Source organism: Shewanella algicola (assembly GCF_014648035.1).
GTDB lineage: Bacteria > Pseudomonadota > Gammaproteobacteria > Enterobacterales > Shewanellaceae > Shewanella > Shewanella algicola.
In genome coordinates this window covers 1-16,296 of record NZ_BMQI01000024.1, presented here as the reverse complement: position 1 = coordinate 16,296, position 16,296 = coordinate 1, and the positions used below count along the sequence as shown (strand labels likewise).

At 44.1% G+C, this 16,296-nt stretch carries 15 protein-coding genes; 7 read left to right on the top strand and 8 right to left on the bottom strand.

Features of this window, described 5'->3' with window-relative positions:
• Positions 1–6 precede the first annotated feature (6 nt).
• Positions 7–363: a winged helix-turn-helix transcriptional regulator gene (locus tag IEY42_RS11680; protein WP_160053181.1), complete on the bottom strand. Its 357-nt coding sequence runs from the start codon at positions 361–363 to the stop codon at positions 7–9.
• Between the two features lie 110 nt (positions 364–473).
• Between IEY42_RS11680 and IEY42_RS11675 the strand changes: the two genes are divergently transcribed.
• From IEY42_RS11675 to IEY42_RS11665, 3 genes are all read left to right on the top strand, one after another.
• Positions 474–1,841 carry an aldehyde dehydrogenase family protein gene (locus tag IEY42_RS11675; protein WP_188925395.1) on the top strand — a complete coding sequence of 456 codons (1,368 nt, stop codon included), beginning with the start codon at positions 474–476 and terminating at the stop codon, positions 1,839–1,841.
• Between the two features lie 66 nt (positions 1,842–1,907).
• Positions 1,908–2,687, top strand: a complete 780-nt coding sequence (locus IEY42_RS11670; protein ID WP_188925394.1) for a 2OG-Fe(II) oxygenase family protein — start codon at positions 1,908–1,910, stop codon at positions 2,685–2,687.
• A gap of 236 nt (positions 2,688–2,923) precedes the next feature.
• Positions 2,924–3,505, top strand: a complete 582-nt coding sequence (locus tag IEY42_RS11665) for a hypothetical protein (protein ID WP_188925393.1) — start codon at positions 2,924–2,926, stop codon at positions 3,503–3,505.
• An 84-nt stretch (positions 3,506–3,589) separates the two neighbouring features.
• On the opposite strand, the gene IEY42_RS11660 is transcribed toward IEY42_RS11665, so the two are convergent.
• From IEY42_RS11660 to IEY42_RS11645, 4 genes are all read right to left on the bottom strand, one after another.
• Complete coding sequence (locus tag IEY42_RS11660) at positions 3,590–5,314, bottom strand: RluA family pseudouridine synthase (protein WP_188925392.1); 1,725 nt, start codon at positions 5,312–5,314, stop codon at positions 3,590–3,592.
• A 146-nt stretch (positions 5,315–5,460) separates the two neighbouring features.
• Entirely contained in the window at positions 5,461–5,838 is a 378-nt protein-coding gene (locus IEY42_RS11655) for a VOC family protein (protein ID WP_188925391.1), read from the bottom strand.
• Between the two features lie 355 nt (positions 5,839–6,193).
• Positions 6,194–6,982 (bottom strand): DIM/SIM/IMP family subclass B1 metallo-beta-lactamase, encoded by a 789-nt coding sequence (gene blaDIM / locus IEY42_RS11650; protein WP_188925390.1) that lies wholly within the window; start codon positions 6,980–6,982, stop codon positions 6,194–6,196.
• A 69-nt stretch (positions 6,983–7,051) separates the two neighbouring features.
• Entirely contained in the window at positions 7,052–8,362 is a 1,311-nt protein-coding gene (locus IEY42_RS11645) for an ABC1 kinase family protein (protein WP_188925389.1), read from the bottom strand.
• 262 nt (positions 8,363–8,624) lie between these two features.
• On the opposite strand from IEY42_RS11645, the gene IEY42_RS11640 reads away from it, so the two are divergent.
• The gene (locus tag IEY42_RS11640) at positions 8,625–10,199 is read left to right on the top strand and encodes a tetratricopeptide repeat-containing sulfotransferase family protein (RefSeq protein ID WP_188925388.1); all 1,575 of its coding nucleotides are present in this window, start codon (positions 8,625–8,627) and stop codon (positions 10,197–10,199) included.
• A gap of 179 nt (positions 10,200–10,378) precedes the next feature.
• On the opposite strand, the gene IEY42_RS11635 is transcribed toward IEY42_RS11640, so the two are convergent.
• The 3 genes from IEY42_RS11635 to IEY42_RS11625 form a co-directional block, all read right to left on the bottom strand.
• Positions 10,379–11,536 carry an aspartyl/asparaginyl beta-hydroxylase domain-containing protein gene (locus tag IEY42_RS11635; RefSeq protein WP_188925387.1) on the bottom strand — a complete coding sequence of 386 codons (1,158 nt, stop codon included), beginning with the start codon at positions 11,534–11,536 and terminating at the stop codon, positions 10,379–10,381.
• A gap of 18 nt (positions 11,537–11,554) precedes the next feature.
• Positions 11,555–12,547 (bottom strand): sulfotransferase family protein, encoded by a 993-nt coding sequence (locus IEY42_RS11630; protein ID WP_188925386.1) that lies wholly within the window; start codon positions 12,545–12,547, stop codon positions 11,555–11,557.
• A gap of 61 nt (positions 12,548–12,608) precedes the next feature.
• Complete coding sequence (locus IEY42_RS11625; RefSeq protein ID WP_188925385.1) at positions 12,609–13,151, bottom strand: isochorismatase family protein; 543 nt, start codon at positions 13,149–13,151, stop codon at positions 12,609–12,611.
• 132 nt (positions 13,152–13,283) lie between these two features.
• On the opposite strand from IEY42_RS11625, the gene IEY42_RS11620 reads away from it, so the two are divergent.
• From IEY42_RS11620 to IEY42_RS11610, 3 genes are all read left to right on the top strand, one after another.
• The gene (locus IEY42_RS11620) at positions 13,284–14,321 is read left to right on the top strand and encodes a T6SS phospholipase effector Tle1-like catalytic domain-containing protein (RefSeq protein WP_188925384.1); all 1,038 of its coding nucleotides are present in this window, start codon (positions 13,284–13,286) and stop codon (positions 14,319–14,321) included.
• 49 nt (positions 14,322–14,370) lie between these two features.
• Positions 14,371–15,255: a cobalamin-binding protein gene (locus IEY42_RS11615; RefSeq protein WP_268244270.1), complete on the top strand. Its 885-nt coding sequence runs from the start codon at positions 14,371–14,373 to the stop codon at positions 15,253–15,255.
• Between the two features lie 618 nt (positions 15,256–15,873).
• Positions 15,874–16,125 (top strand): hypothetical protein, encoded by a 252-nt coding sequence (locus IEY42_RS11610; protein ID WP_188925383.1) that lies wholly within the window; start codon positions 15,874–15,876, stop codon positions 16,123–16,125.
• Positions 16,126–16,296: the final 171 nt, after the last annotated feature.

Genomic DNA, 16,296 nt, shown 5'->3' with positions numbered 1-16,296 from the left:
TCGCCATCACACAACATACTCATCCGCCCAGTCTTTTAAGCGTTCTAAAATATCTAAAGCGGTGCGGCCTAGGTCGGTAATAGCATAAGCGACAGCAATAGGTCTGTCGTTAATCACATGGCGTGTGACCAGGCCCTGTGCTTCAAGTTCTTTGAGGCGTTGGTCGACCATTTTTTTACTGGCACCGCCTAACATGCGCGATAAATCATTAAAGCGTACTGGCTCATCTTGTAAGTGCCACAGAATAGACGCTTTCCATTTTCCGCCTAACACTCGCATTCCGCGTTCAACTGAGCAAGGTTCAGCACATGGGTTGATAACTTTTTTTTGACCGTTATTCATTGTTTCAATTGTTGTTTTCATTATTCCAACTTGATTTTAACTAGGTTACTAAAAGTATACTGGTTGCTTTTGTATCGCACTGTATCAGAATAGACGGTAATTAAACTAGTACCATTAAGGGACCTTTCTCCATGGCAGTATTAACTTCTTATGATGCAGGTAGCTACCATAAAGTGGCTGGGAGCGACACTATTCAAGCGACTGCGGTGGGCAGTGTTGATGCTTTAGCAATATCCGAGCTTCCACAGATTATAGCGCAAGCCAAAGCATCACAAAAAGCATGGACGAGCTTAGCGTTAAGCGAGCGCCAACAGTATGTGGTTAAGGCTTATCAAGCGTTAGCCGAGGTGCAAGATGAATTGGCTATGTTAATTGGCCAGGAAATGGGTAAAGACTATCGCCGCGCCACTTATGAAGTAGGCGGCACGATTCAAAACGCGCCTTATTTTGCTGGTGAAATAGGCGACGCCTTGACAGCTGAAGATCTTGGCAACAACACTCAATTGCAATATCGACCTTTAGGCATTGTCGCGATTATTTCACCTTGGAATTATCCGTTAGCAATGGCAAATAACTTGCTGCTTCCTGCATTAATTGCCGGCAATAGTGTGATCTTAAAACCATCTGAACAAACGCCGTTAGTGGCACAGCTGTTTGTTGATACCTTAAATAAAGTGTTGCCTGCTCATGTATTGCAAGTGGCCCAAGGTGATAAAGCCCTCGGCCAGGCACTTGTGATCGCCGACATTAATATGGTGGCCTTTACCGGGTCGATGGCCGCAGGTAAGCATATTATGGCCAATGCAGCTCCAAGGCTAAAACGCTTAGTGATGGAACTGGGTGGTAATGACCCAATGATTGTTATGGCCAGTGCCAATATTGATGCTGCAGTGCGTTTTGCGGTGGCAAGTTCGTTTGAGAATGCCGGGCAAATGTGTACCTCAACCGAGCGTGTTTACGTAGATGAGCGAATTGCCGATGAGTTTGAGCAAAAGGTGGTGCAACTAGCTAGCCGATATCAAGTGGGTAAATGGGACCAGACTCAGGTGAATATTGGCCCAATGGTGAATCCAACTCAGCACCAAAAAGTATTACAACAATTGCAAGATGCTAAAGCCAAAGGCGCGCAATTTTTATTAGGCAGTGATGAGTACCCGTTACCCTTTATTCATCCAACTGTGGTCAGTGGTTTAACCCCTGATATGTTGCTTGAGCGTGAAGAAACCTTTGGCCCAGTGGTGGCCATCAGCCGGTTTAATGACATTAACGATGCTATTACTCGAGCTAATGACAGTATTTATGGCTTAAGTGCGGCGGTATTTGGCGGACAAGGTGCTAACGCGGTGGCTGAACAACTTGAAGCCGGCATGGTGGGCGTTAACCAGGGCGGTGGGGCTGGTAATGCACCATGGGTTGGCGCTAAGCAAAGTGGTTTTGGCTTTCATGGTACGGCGGCGGGCCATCGGCAGTTTGCCCAGGTAAGAGTGATGAGTTATTAGTCATTAGTCATTAGCTTATTGCAGGGTTCCACAAAAAATCTTATTAAGTATTAAGGTCAGTTATTAATGAACAGCACAAATGAAAATTCAGCGTTTTATGTTATCGCTCACGAGCCGGGTGCCGAGCATCCAGCATTGCCCACCTGGGCAAATCATCAGGCTAATGCCGCGTCACTGAATGATGTTGCAGTAACACCTGTAACTAAAAAAATGTTAGACGAAGTACCAGGGGCGTTTCAGTTATTGAATGTATTGTCTGCCAATGAGTGCCAACGCTTAATTGCGGCAAGCGAGTCGATGGGCTTTTTGCCCGATGCTGCCGTGTCGTTACCGCGAGATGTTCGCCATAACGACAGTTTGACCTGGGTGGTTGATAACGCCACCGAGCAAGCCATTTGGAATAAAGTGAAGCACCTTATGGGTGATGATTTAGGTAATTTTGCGGGCAAAGCCGCGCTGGGGTTAAACAATCGTTTTCGATTTTATCGTTACAGTGAAGGGGATTATTTTAAACCGCATTCTGACGGTTCATGGCCAGGAAGCCAGGTGATTGATGGCCAGCTAGTGCGTGATGCTTTTGGCGATCGTTATAGTCAGTTGACCTTTTTAATCTTACTCACAGAAGACTTTGAAGGCGGCGCGACGCGCTTTTTAGTCAATGCCGACAATCCACATTTGCCGGCAAAACGTGGTGATAATGTCAAACAAGTCGATGTAAGAACGCCTGCCGGGAGCGTATTGTGTTTTCCTCATGGCATGCATCCACTGCATTGTATTCACAGTTCTGAGCCGATTTATCATGGGGTTAAATACATCATTAGAACCGATGTGTTGTTCGAGCTGTAGCATTACATTGGCTACTTTTTAGCGTCAATTGAGTGATGTGTTATCTTTGCAAATAAGGTTAAAAAATCACAATGATTTATTGCGTATTTTGGATGAGTGATGTTTATTAGTAATTAGCGCTAAACCCTGAGGGCACTGGGTTTCATTAACACGATTTAATGTGGTTAGGCTCTTGCTATTTTTGTGATCAAGCGGTTTAATTGCGCCGATCCTAACCTGAATTATTGAGACGTTAATTGAACAAAGTACTGCGTAGTTTGATCGTTGTTGGTGTTGTGGGAATCACTGGATGTGCCACGCCTCAAAATACCTTTGCCTCAAAAGTAAAAGCCGAGAGCGAAAAACATCTTGATGTGTCTCAGCAATGGGAACAAGGTCAAAAAGACGTTAAAAAAGGTGAAACATTGTTAGCCGATGGTCGCAAAGCGATAAGTAAAGGTAATGCACAAATTCGTGAAGGTGAAAAGCTAATGACCCTCGCGAGAACCAATGCACAAAAGCAACGTGAAGCGTTTCAAGCAATGGCGAGCTCGTTGACAGGTGCTCAAAATGGTAAACGTGCAGCTGACTTGGTTGAACGCTTAGATGATATTGCCGATGCATGGGAAGACGCAGACGAAATGTATGTCGACGCTAAAGATCTTATCGAAGACGGTAATACCAATGTCGCTGAAGGTCAAAGTGAAACTGAACAAGGGCAAGCGCTGGTCACCAGTGGCAAAACCAGAATGCAGCAGGCTGAGTCGACTTATCAGCAACGTACAGGCCAAGGCCTTGTAGAGCAAATGCATTTAGAAGAGAAACCCAATAACTTCTAATTAGCGGCTTTATTCGCAACGCTAATGCATTAACCAAAACCGATATTGTTAATTCAATATCGGTTTTATTGTTTTTATCGTCCGTTATTCAAAATCCGCTTTAACTTCAAATACCATTGCTTCACCAGATCCTGGATGAGTTAATGCCAAATATTGAGCATGTAAGTGCAAGCGGTTTGCTGCAACGCCATATAAATCGTCACCGACAATTGGCATGTGCAGACCATCATGATGAGCGCAATGCACGCGTAATTGGTGAGTCCGCCCCGTTTTAGGGTACAGGTACACTAAGGTGCGTTTATTAACGCGCTGATACACTTGCCAAAAAGTTTCTGCGTGCTTGCCGTGCTCATAACACACCAGCTGTTTAGGGCGGTCGTCTAAATCTACCCGCAATGGCAAACTAATATCGCCCTCATCCTGGCTCGGCACACCTTCAATTAATGCAATATAACGTTTAGTTACACTGCGCTGTATAAATTGCTGCTGTAAGGCTTTGTTGGCCTTTTTGGTTAATGCAATCACCATCAGCCCTGAGGTCGACATGTCTAAACGATGGACAATAAGCGGCCCTGTTGCATCAGGAAATAACTGCTTCATACGACTAAACACGCTGTCGGTAATATTTTTACCGGGTACCGATAATAACTCCGCTGGCTTATTGATTATGACCATCACATCATCTTGATAAATAATATCTATTTGAGTGTCTTTACCGGGATTAATCAGTAATGGATCAGCGTCAACCTGCATGCCTTTAAGCATGTGGGTGAGAATTGGACGGCACTTTCCATGACAAGCTGGGTAGTAGTTTTTGTGCTGTTTTATTTCTGATTTGGGCGATGACCCCCACCAAAATTCAGCCATCGCAATCGGAGTAAATTGATGAATAAATGCATATTGCAGTAATTTAGGTGCAGCACACTCGCCCGCACCAGCGGGCGGTAAGTGATTAGGAGCATCGTTAAAAATAGCGTTTAAGTCGCGTGCCTGGCCTTTAATATTTAAAAACTGATATTGCGCAAACAGCTTTTTTTGCAAGCTGTTAGACAGTTGTTTTCGTTTAAGTTTAAGCTGTTTTATCTGTTGTTGTAACTTGCCTAGTTGTGATTGTGTTGCGTCTATTTGTGTCTGCCATTGCTGCTTTAATGCATTGAGCTGATGTTTTTGCTGCACGCTTTGGCGGCTAAGCTCAATTGATAAAGTTTTGTGCTCATCACTACTGATATCGGCCAGGGCTAATGCGTTATCTGCATGCTCTCGGGCGAGCTTACGCTGTTTGCGGCTTTCAACTATTGCGTTGCGTTGCTGCTCAAGCTCGCGTTCAGCTTGCTGTTGTTGCAGAGTTAACTGCGCGGTTAAGCTCGCCAGTAAAGGGTCGCTTTCATGTTGGTGGAGTAACTGGTTAATCTGGTTAATTTGTTTGTTTTCAGCGTTAAAAAAGCTGTCTTGGGTCAGCATGTCAAATACCGGTGGCACAAAGGGCGGCAAGATATTTTGATCGGCTAATTTGCCTGAAAACGCTGCTAAAAATCCAAGTTGTCCGTGGATGTCTTTCACCACTAACACCCCAAACATTTTACCAATTACCATGCCGCGATCGTTGTTGCTGTCTAGGCCGAAGTTATGCTGCCAAGGATTAGCTTCAAGTAGCTCCTGCTGCAACTGTTGTGCTGCCAGTACGGTTAATGGGTGAGGTTGATAATAAAACGGGAAGGTAAAAGACTCAGGCAATCCTTGTTCTGCAACTGTGTTATTGAACGCTATCGCATCAGTAAAAGGGATAAAACACGGATCGCTAACAGTCATTACATACACTCACAGCACAAAAGGGCGGCTATTTTACCCTGTAGTGCGTCGTGATGCATCAGTAACCGTGACTAAATTGATGGCCTACTTGTGAACTAGGCAGGCCATCATAATTTATTAACCTGAGCTGAGTTAGCTGCGGTTATTTACACTCGGTGCAGAGCACACAGCTTGTTGCCATCTGGGTCGCGCAGGTAGGCTAGGTATAAGTCCATCCCTGCGCCTGAACGTATGCCTGGCGCGTCTTCACAGGCGGTTCCGCCATTAGCAACGCCAGCTGCATGCCATGCATCGGCTAATGCAGGTGTTTCAGCAGCAAAACCAATAGTTGAGCCATTACCGTGACATGCCGGCTCGCCATTAATCGGCTTAGTTAATAACAATATGCCCGTAGGGGTCATGTAAACACAACGACCTTTAGGATCAATTTTTCCTGGTGCAATGCCTAATGCGCCTAACGTGGCATCATAAAACTTTTTTGACGCTTCAATATCATTAACGCCGAGCATAACGTGACTAAACATGGTGACTCTCCTTGTGTAAGTTCAATTGAACTATAATTAACAAACTATTGTTATTGTGGTTTTGTAGCAAATCAATACTAATACCATTCCGCGTTAGTAAGTGATCTCTCAGCGAGAATTTAAAAGGGCTTAAACAAGGCGAATGACTGAATGAATAGTTATTCTCTTTCGAAGTCATGCAACGCAGTGTAAGCCCTTTTAAAACTCGCCTGAAAGGAATGCCCCAGCCGCTTTTGCTTTACGTTCTCGCTATTTGAAAGGGAACAACCATTACTACATAGCGACGCCTTAATCAAAAACCGCTGGACGCATTCTGAGTGGTCACTTATTAATGTGGAATGGTATAACCTTGAGGCTACTGGGTCAGTAAATTTATGGTGTGGCTTAGCAGTGAGGTACCACCGGTTTTACCATGCCCAGGGACGACTATTTTTGCCTCGCTAAATTGAGCTTGTACCTTTGCCACCGTCAGCGGCCATTGTTGTAGATCTGCTTCGCCGGTATAACCTAGAGTACGTGAATTCAATGACTTAATTAAACAGCCGCCAAATAAAATCTGTTGCTTAGGCAGCCAAACCACAAGGTTATCGACTGTGTGGCCTGCGCCTAGGTCATACACTTCGATGAATTGCTGCTCAAGCGTGTGTTGCTTAGTACTAAATGTGTGGCTTGCGCTGCTGAGTTTGTTAGCGGTTAATAGTCGTTGGGTTTTATCAGACACCCAAGTGGCGATACCTTGGCTGTTAAGGTAGCCAATACCACCTGCGCGGTCTTGATGTGAATGAGTCGATATACTGGCTGTAACGGTTAAACCTTGCTGGATAATCCAATCAACTAGCTTAGCGGTATCGTTATCTGTCCAGGGGGTATCAATAATAAACGCTTGCTTGTCTTGCACCACCACTAAGCCATTCGATTCAACTAATCCAAAGCCGCTGACCTGTTTATATGACTGGTGCAAATACACATCTGGCACAAGGGGCGATAGGGTGAGTTCATCGGGTTGCGGCTGTGGCTTTTGGGCTGCATCAGTTTTGTTCTGAGCGACTGGTTGTTCGGTTTCATGGGCAAACGTTGGTGCACTGAGCATGAGCATCGCTATGCTAACAAGAGAGCAAAACCGCCAAAAATGATTCAATGTCATAATGATGCCTTGGTTAAGTAAATGTGCAATTTAACAGGCATCATTACCGGGTTTTATAAGAGTGGCGATTTAACTTCGATATTTAGAAAATAGCTCGCCAACGTTCACTTTAGCCTTGAGTTTAGCCGCCAGTAAATACGTACCTGCTAATTTACGATGAATAAAAATAGCATCGGTTGGCGGGGTATGCCATTCATTTTGTTGAGTACTCATGACTTTGCCTGCCTCGGTAATGCGTTTGGCTAAGGTACTTTGGCCAAAATCGTACTCGCCATCAAAATATATTGGTTCGCAAGCCTGATAGAAAATATCAATGATTAATTGTTTATGCGCGGGGTCTATTGCATCTTGAAAAAAGCCAATTTGTTGAGCTGCAACAGCCATTTGCTCTTTGTCGTGCTTGAGTGCGCCAGCCATCAGCTTCTGATAACCTTGTGCTAATTTATCGCTAATACTGCGCGTAGCACCAAAGTCGAGTAAGACAATTTTTTGTGTGTCGGCCTGATACTGAAAATTGGCAAAGTTAGGGTCCGATTGCAGTAACTTAAATTCAAATAACTCCTTAAAACACAATTCCATTAAGCGGCTGGCAACGAGGTTGCGTACCTCTTGTGAGGCCTGGGCGACGGATTCGATAGGGGCGCCTTCAACAAATTGCATGGCTAAGATGCTGTTATTGCTCAGCGCTGAGTACACTTTAGGCACAATAAAATGCGGATTATCACCAAGTTGCTGCTGATAAAGTGCGATTTGCTCAGCTTCAAAGTGATAGTCGGCCTCATTATGTAATTGCGCTTTGGCTTCGGCGAGTAAGGTATCAAGCTTGACGTTTGCCGGGATCAGCCTTGAAACTTTTAATAAAGTGGCAACGTTATCAATGTCGCTGTCGATGCTGTCTCGTACGCCGGGATATTGAATTTTTACCGCTAACTTTTCACCGGTATCTAGGTAAGCTAAATGCACCTGGCCAATAGATGCAGCGGCAAAAGGGCGCAATTCAAATTGGGCGAATGGCGCTAACCAATCTCGGCCCCATTGTTGTACCAGTAAGGTGGTTAATTGCTTGTGTGGCATGACTTTAGCGTCCGAGCGCAGTTTGGCTAATACCTCTGCTAATTCTGGCGCGACGAGATCACCGGCATCCATTGACAACATTTGGCCGACTTTCATGGCCGCGCCGCGCAGTTGCGATAACTTTTCGGCCACATGACCAATGTTGGATGGCGTCATCACCAATTGTTGTAGCTTAGGCGACTGGCCTTTACTAAGTTGCTTTGCCCCTTCAAATAATACGTTACCCGCCAAGCGTGATGCGAGCCCACCCATTTTAGATAAACGGGACAGACGGCCACTGGGGACTTTTACTTCATTATTTTTCATGGCAACTCACTATGCTTTGGGTGGTGAATATTAAAAACATGTATTTAACCTGAGCTTGGGGTAATGGATGAGCTTTTGATATTTACAATACCACTGGAACATTCAATGCTCTATGCCTATGTAATGCAATACGCAAGCATGGGCTATTTCGTTCAGTATTAAGGTTAATATTGGGTTCAGTCGCCAGTGTGAGTTGTGATAACCTCATTTAAATCAGGATAATCAATTCAAGTTGATAAAATAATAATTAAAGGATCATGATGTGAGCGTTATTGAACAATATTTATCTCAGGCAGAGTCTCTTTACCAATCTAAAAATTACTCGTCGGCCAGAATGTATGCTCGCAAAGTGGTTAAACGTGACCCTAACAATGCTTCAGCATTAACCATGTTGGGGTTAATTTATTTGCAGCAGCAACAACTGCAAGAGGCTGAATCACATCTTAAAGCGGCGCAAGCACTGGTGCCAACCTCAGTAAATGTACTGGCAGGTTTAGTGCGTATTAGTGAAGTAAAAGAAGACCATTTTGCGGCTTTGCAATTGTTACAGCAGCTATGTGAGCTTGAGCCGACTTCGCTGCAGTATCGTTATAAGCTGGCGATGGTTGCCACTAAAGTGGGAAACATGGCGCTGGCAGAGCAATGTTTTGACTGGTGTGTGAGCAATAATATGCCAGAACCTGCCGTAATGCTTAATTTAGGCCACATTCATAAAGCCAAAAGCAACACTGATGTTGCTGCCGACTTTTATAAAAAGTACATCAGCTTAAGCGGTAATCAATATGGTGTGGGTTATTGGAGTTTGGCCGATTTAAAGCGTTATCAATTTAGCGCTGATGATATTAGCGAGCTTGAACGCTGCGCAGGTGATACTCAGTTAAGTGTTAGCAATCATAGCTTGATACAATTTGCGTTATGTAAGGCTTATGAGCAACACGAGCAAGTTGATAAAGCGTGTCAGGCGATGTTAAAAGCCAATGAGTTAATGTCTTCTCAACGACCTTTTAAGCAGGCTCTATTTTCAAATTTGGTGTTTTCATTGTTAAAACACCTGCCGTCAGCACAGATTGATCAACAGGCCGTGCATAGCCAAACCCCAATTTTTATCGTGGGCATGCCGCGTTCTGGCACCACATTGGTGGAGCAAATTTTAGCGTGTCATACCCAGGTTGGCGCAACGGATGAACTGCCATTTATGGAGCGTTTTGCGTTGCAACTGGAAATGTCGGGCGGCTATCAAGCACGGCTAAATAACTTAACCGCCACTGAGATTAATGCCTTTAAGGTAAAATATTTGGCTGAAGTGAATCACTATTTTGACGATGCACCTGTGTATGTGATTGATAAAAACCCAAATAACTTTTTGCATATTGGCTTGATTAAAAGCCTGTTTCCTCAAGCCAAAATCATCAATGTGGTGCGCAATACGGTCGATAATGGCTTAAGTGTGTTTAAACAATATTTTAGTCATGGCCATGACTATTCATACTCACTCGATGGCATCAGCACATATTGGGGCCACTATTTAGATATCATGGCGCATTGGGACATGCTATACCCTAATGAAATCCTGCATGTGTGTTTTGAGCAGTTGGTTAATCAGCCACAGGCGCAAATTCAGCGAATGTTAGATTATTGCGGCTTAGAGACCCAGGCGCAGTGTTTTACGTTTTATGAGTCAAAGCGTGCGGTATTAACGCCCAGTGCCAGTCAGGTGAGACAACCAATGAACCCAAAAGCCATTGGCCAAGGTGATAAGTACCGCGACTATCTGCCAGTTGAAATTGCCAAGTTAGACGCGATAGCTCAAAAAGCAGCGCAGCAGTTTTTTGGTTAACAACGATGTGACTTTATTCGCCAATACTTAAACGATGGAATGTTAATAACAAAGGCGCCGATATGGCGCCTTTGTTATTTAATGATTTTTTAAGGGTGGTATTAACTCATTTTACCGTGGCAGGCTTTATAGCGCTTACCTTAACTCATTTTACCGTGGCAGGCTTTATAGCGCTTACCTTAACTCATTTTACCGTGGCAGGCTTTATAGCGCTTACCGCTGCCGCAAGGGCAAGGGCTATTGCGTGTTGGCGGTGCTGCAATCTCTTGTTGAGGTGTAGCCGTCGCCGAAGGTTCCATTACGCTCGGTTGAGGTTGAGATTGAGGCGTAGGTCTAGGCTTAGCTTGAGTGGTTTGATGAGGCGGACTTTGACGAGTTTGGCTTAGTTCGATATTAATACACGCCACAATCACTAATTGCTCAAATGCTTTAACCGCAGAGCCAGAGTGGGTTAATTGCAGTGACGGCACTTGTTGCATGGCTTTTTTCATGGTGTGCTCACGCAGGGCATGATACTGCGGCCAACCTTGTTGCTGGCATTCAAACTGCAGCCATAGCATGCGCCAATCGGCAACAAACTCGGCAATTAATAGGTTAAACGCATCAATTTCGGCCGCTGGATTTTGTGGATTATGCTTTACTTCCGCAAGCAGCTCGTTGGTTAAGTATTCCACTTCAGCGACCGGCATAATAATAGACGCATTATATTGCTCGGTGATGATTTCAGGCTGGGCCTCTGGCTGATAATCGATACTGCTACAAGCTAATGGCGGCGTTTGCGGGGCAACAATTGCCCGTGAGTGGTTGAATATTGTTCGCCAAAATGCACTTGAACCTGCCAGGTCAATCACTAAATGAACGCGATATTGATCGCTGTTATTTTCAACTTTATGGTATTTCCACGAGTCGAAAATCCAACATTCTCCTGCTCCCATATGCACTTGCTTATCATGACAATAAAACTGAACCTGTTCGGTGGTGGTGATAGGAATATGCACTCGAACCCGTTTATACCAATGATAATTAATGTCTGAGTGCAACGGCACTTGTGCGCCTGGCGCTAAACGCATTAAGCGTGAACGACTCAATACTTCACCAAATGAGGCCAATATTTGCTTAATATAGGGGCTTTTTTCAAGCGCGGCAGTTGGCTTCATTGGCCCTTTAAAATCGTTATTAAACTCACCATTGACCGATATTAATGGAATGGCCGAATTACCTTGAAATCCCTCGTGGTGAGTCACCCAATCGTCTTCGGTAAATTGGCTAATTTCTTCAATGAGTTTAGGCACATCAAAGCGGTAAGGGAGCTGATAAAATTCATGAGGTAACTTCATTATATGACTCTCTATAAATTAACTTAATGCGCCATGGCATTGTTTAAAACGTTTACCTGAGCCGCATGGGCATGGGCTATTACGTGGCACTGCTGCAAAGTCAGCCTTAGGCTGTGGCGGCGGTGCAACGTCATGCACTTGCCATTGTGCTTCAAAAACAGGTTGGCCGTGTGCGCTCAAATGCTGATTAATGTGACCAAGGGTATTGGCAATATTGGGCCACACTTTTTCAATGTCGTGATAATTGTTTAGCCACTTGTTGGCTTTAGGCGTGGTAATCGTGTAGCGCGAATGCGGTAAAGGTTGGCTGCATAGGGCGGCTAAATCTGGGTCAAACTCAATGCCAGTGAACTCACACAGTGCTTTCACTGTTTGCTCAGGTTGAGAGACTAATTGGTCATACGATAACATGCACCAACGTTCGGCTGGTAACTTTTGCAATTGGCTCATAATGGCATCGTTAGCTGCTTGCCATTGAAACGCCGCAATATTGTGCAACGGTTGTTGGTTTAACTTTTGCCAGTTTGGAGGTAATAGCAGTGACCAGTGACGTTTATCCCAACCGGGAAGATTTGGGTAGGTCACAAATTTATTAGAACGCCAGGCTTGCATAATGCTGCTGATATTTTCTTTCGGTTCGCGCACTAGGTATATAAACAACGCATCTGGAAATAGCGCATTAAAAAAATCAACTCGTAAGCTGTTTTTAGGGGTTTTCTCAAGCAGTCTAACCGATGATGTTTTAGGCTTTTGCCCTTTACTGCCTCGCAGCTCATCACTAAAGCGTTGTTGTAATTGCTGAGCTAACTCATCATCAATATCGTCAGCGCTTAAGGCATTAGAGCTAAACTGACGATAGGCAATATTGAGTTTAGGAATGGTTTCAATCAATGCATGGCTTTCACCGCCAATAGTATGCAGCGATTGGCTTTTTGACAGCACTTCAAACAGTAGGGTACTGCCAGAACGTGGCGCGGATAAAATAATAATGGGCCGATCAAATGAGTGCATAGCAGTATGATGTTATTGTTATATTTGTGCTTAACATCATACTCATACTGGCATCATATGGCTACTTTATCAGCTTGAGTAATGCCTTAAAGCGCTCGCCTTGGGCAACATGTTGTAACTCAAACAATAGCGACTCAACGTTAGTGAGTTTAGCGCCATCGTTTAGCATCATTTGTACTCCTAGGGTTTTGTTTTCTAACTCTCTTGATGACACCGCATCGTTAACCACATGCACTTGAAAGTTGTTGGCCTGTAAGTCTTGGCAGGTTTGGTATACACACACGTGGGTTTCAATCCCTGCCAAAATAACGTTACGACGGTTTAATGTGTTGAGCTGTTGCTTTACCTCATCACAATGCCAGCCGCTAAAATGTTGTTTTGCGATGGGTTGAGTCGTTTTTGACAGTATGTGTGCTAACTCTTCACTCGTGTGGCCCAGTTTATCTGGCAGTTGCTCTAACCAAATAATAGGAATATCAAAAAGTTGCGCCCCTTGAATTAGTATGGCTAGTTTTTGATGTAACATGGCCGATTGTTGCATCACTTGGGCAAGCTTTCCTTGCACGTCAACAATCATTAATACACTTTGCTCTGCAGTGATCATTTCGCGGTTCCTTATGCTGAGGGTTAATTGTCGAGTATTGGCCATTTTTTGTCGGGTTCAAATTGGCTTTTAGTCTATAGTGATGACAGGACGACTATGACTGGATGACTTAGGCAGGGAGCAAAGAAAGTGATGAAAAAACGAATTGTAATTTGTGCCGATGGTACATGGAATCGGCCTGAAAAGGATCTTGAAAAAGATCACGCAACCAATGTGCTTAAACTCGCCCGAGCGATTAAACCACTAGGTAATGATGGTGTGCCGCAACAGGTGTTTTATGATTGGGGCATCGGCTCATACCATGACGCATTAATCGGCGGTGCAACGGGGCGAGGACTGCATAAAAACATCATGGATACCTACCGCTATATCGTGCAAAACTACTCCCCAGGTGATGAGATTTATTTGTTTGGCTTTAGCCGTGGCGCTTACACAGTGCGCTGTTTGTGCGGCTTAATTAATAATTGCGGTATTGTGACTCGCCCCGATGCCAAATTGATTCAACAAGCATTTGATCACTATAAAATGAAATCGAAACCGTTTGCACCAGAAGGTGAACGCTCGGTTGAATTTAGACAGCTGCATTCACATCCATCGCGCGAAGTCGCTTTTGTGGGCGTGTGGGATACCGTGGGCGCCATGGGGATCCCGGTGTCATTTTTAGGGCTATTTGAAGACAAAGATGAGTTTTACGACACCAAGCTTGGTCACAATGTTAAAGTGGCACGTCATGCTTTGGCATTGGATGAACATCGTAGCGATTTTGAACCCACTATTTGGCAACCTCGCAGCGGCATTGATATTCAACAAGTGTGGTTTGCCGGGGCTCACAGTAATATTGGCGGTAGCTGTGCGCCTAATCGCGATGGTAGTACCTTATCGGACGTTGCATTACAGTGGATGTTAAACCAAGCCAAAATGTTTAAGCTAACGGTTGAACTGCATTTGTCTGATACTTTATTACCTAATCCCATGGCCGATATGCACGATTCTTATCGCAGTTTTTATCGGGTTAAAAAACGTTTTCTGCGTCAATTAGATCCAGAGTTAGTGCCGATTGTGTTACATAAATCAGTGAAAACTCGTTGGTTGAATGACAATAATTATCGACCTAAAAATTTAGTTAAATATATTGATCACTATGGTTGGCCAGATAAACTGGTCGAATAAACCATTTTATCATTTTTGATCTGTTACTTAAGCTGTTAAGGATATCCTTTTGTTACGTTTATTTGTTTCGTTGTCGATGGCGTTTACGTTAATTATTTTACCAAGTGTACTCTCAACGGCTTTTGCAACAGTGTTGGCTAATGACCTTTCTGTAAACGGTGCAGAGCCTGTAGTGCCTGCTAAACGAATTATTGCCTTGTCACCGCAAAGTGTTGAAATGCTTTATGCCATTGGGGCGGGTGATGCCATTGTCGCCACCACTGATTATGCCGATTACCCAGAACAAGCTAAAAATATCCCCAGCATAGGCGGGTATTACGGGGTGCAAATTGAGCGAGTCATTGAGTTAAATCCAGATTTAGTCGTCGTGTGGCAAAGCGGCAATAAAATGGAAGACATCAAGCAACTGCAAGATTTAGGCTTTAAGGTGGTTAATAGCGACCCTAAAACATTAGCTGATATTGCCACGGATCTTGTACTGCTTGGTAAATTGACAGGACATTCAATTAAGGCCAAACAAGTTGCAGATGATTATCTTCAACAATTAGCTGATATAAAACAGCAAAATCAGACTAAGCCAGTGGTAAAAGTGTTCTATCAATTATGGTCTACTCCATTGATGACGGTGGCGAAAGGCAGCTGGATCCAAAACTTGATTGAAGTGTGCCACGGTGAAAATGTATTTTATGACGCTGCGAGTCAGTACCCACAAATCAGTATCGAAAATGTGCTACTCACTGGCGCCGAGGTGATTTTACAAAGCCAGGATGAGGGCAACGTATTAGGCATTAACTGGGCCGATTGGCCAGAGCTCCCTGCAGTAAAAAACCAGCATATTTATCAATTCGATGCAGACTTACTGCACCGCGCAACCCCAAGAGCTATATTAGGTGTTAATGCGGTTTGTGAAGCGTTGGATAAAGTAAGAAAGTAGAGTTTTTTATTTCAAAGGTAACGGTTGTTACGTGAATATGGCCTGCGGCCACTAACGTCGTGGAGCTTCGTCCACACCAAAGTGTTCAAACTTCGTTTGAAATAAGGTCGCAAGGTTCCACCCTGCACGGGCCAAAAGGGGATCAACGGCAATCCCCTCTTGGATCACCCCTGCCGTTCCGGCAACATTTTCTGATGAGCGAAAAAATTGCGACGGAAAATTATCTAGCTTTTAACTTCGTCTGAGCATTCTTCGGCCTTATTCGAAAATGCTAACGCTTCAGATGGGGCGTCCCTTCCCCTCTAAAGCTAGCTCGCCATCCATGGCTGGCTCACGTCATTTTCTTCAACGGCCTTAAGTTCAGAGTTGAATTTGGACTGTTGCAAGCAAGATACGTATCTCTTTTATGCCCCAAAATGCTTTAGCCCAAAGAAAGGGTTAGGCTCTGGCAAATTTTTGGGGCTACTTGAACTTATTATTAAACATCAGAAATGAACTAAGCTAGCTACCGTTCAATACACAGCGAATACACATTTAAATTGTATTCGCTTTCAGAGGCTTCTGTGGTATTTTCAATTAGTTAGAGTACATTGGCATGAAGGCGGTAACGGCATCTGCTTGGCCTATAGCGTAGAAACACCATCGCAAATAAGCATAGAGTTAGAAGCATGTATACTTGGAAGTTCAAATCTTCCTGAAACAACAACCATCCGCAAGGATAAAACAACAGTTCTGAAAACACCAACTAAGAGGAATAAGCCTATGAATAATAGTCTGAAAACTAAAATGTTGCGTTGGGTCAAGGCGACCGTTATTGCTGTTTCAATGGGGTTATCTGGTTCACCCAGCCTTCAACCCAATGTACTTTAATTTACATCAGTTAAATTAGTTCTTCGGCCCATCTTTTCTATTTAGTTCAGCTCATCTCTGATTCAATCTTTTCCTTGTTATGTCAGCCTGTTCGGACTGAAACATTTCTTTGTCGGATAGACGACACTTGTTACCAAGTGCCGCCCTCCTAAGAACCCAGCGTGCAACTTT

Coding starts and splice junctions, on each gene's coding strand:
- IEY42_RS11620 (WP_188925384.1), top strand. CDS start 13,284: ATGAAAAAACGAATTGTAATTTGTGCCGATGGTACATGGAATCGGCCT.
- IEY42_RS11635 (WP_188925387.1), bottom strand. CDS start 11,536: ATGAAGTTACCTCATGAATTTTATCAGCTCCCTTACCGCTTTGATGTG.
- IEY42_RS11655 (WP_188925391.1), bottom strand. CDS start 5,838: ATGTTTAGTCACGTTATGCTCGGCGTTAATGATATTGAAGCGTCAAAA.
- IEY42_RS11675 (WP_188925395.1), top strand. CDS start 474: ATGGCAGTATTAACTTCTTATGATGCAGGTAGCTACCATAAAGTGGCT.
- IEY42_RS11630 (WP_188925386.1), bottom strand. CDS start 12,547: ATGCACTCATTTGATCGGCCCATTATTATTTTATCCGCGCCACGTTCT.
- IEY42_RS11670 (WP_188925394.1), top strand. CDS start 1,908: ATGAACAGCACAAATGAAAATTCAGCGTTTTATGTTATCGCTCACGAG.
- IEY42_RS11680 (WP_160053181.1), bottom strand. CDS start 363: ATGAAAACAACAATTGAAACAATGAATAACGGTCAAAAAAAAGTTATC.
- blaDIM (WP_188925390.1), bottom strand. CDS start 6,982: ATGACATTGAATCATTTTTGGCGGTTTTGCTCTCTTGTTAGCATAGCG.
- IEY42_RS11625 (WP_188925385.1), bottom strand. CDS start 13,151: ATGATCACTGCAGAGCAAAGTGTATTAATGATTGTTGACGTGCAAGGA.
- IEY42_RS11645 (WP_188925389.1), bottom strand. CDS start 8,362: ATGAAAAATAATGAAGTAAAAGTCCCCAGTGGCCGTCTGTCCCGTTTA.
- IEY42_RS11660 (WP_188925392.1), bottom strand. CDS start 5,314: ATGACTGTTAGCGATCCGTGTTTTATCCCTTTTACTGATGCGATAGCG.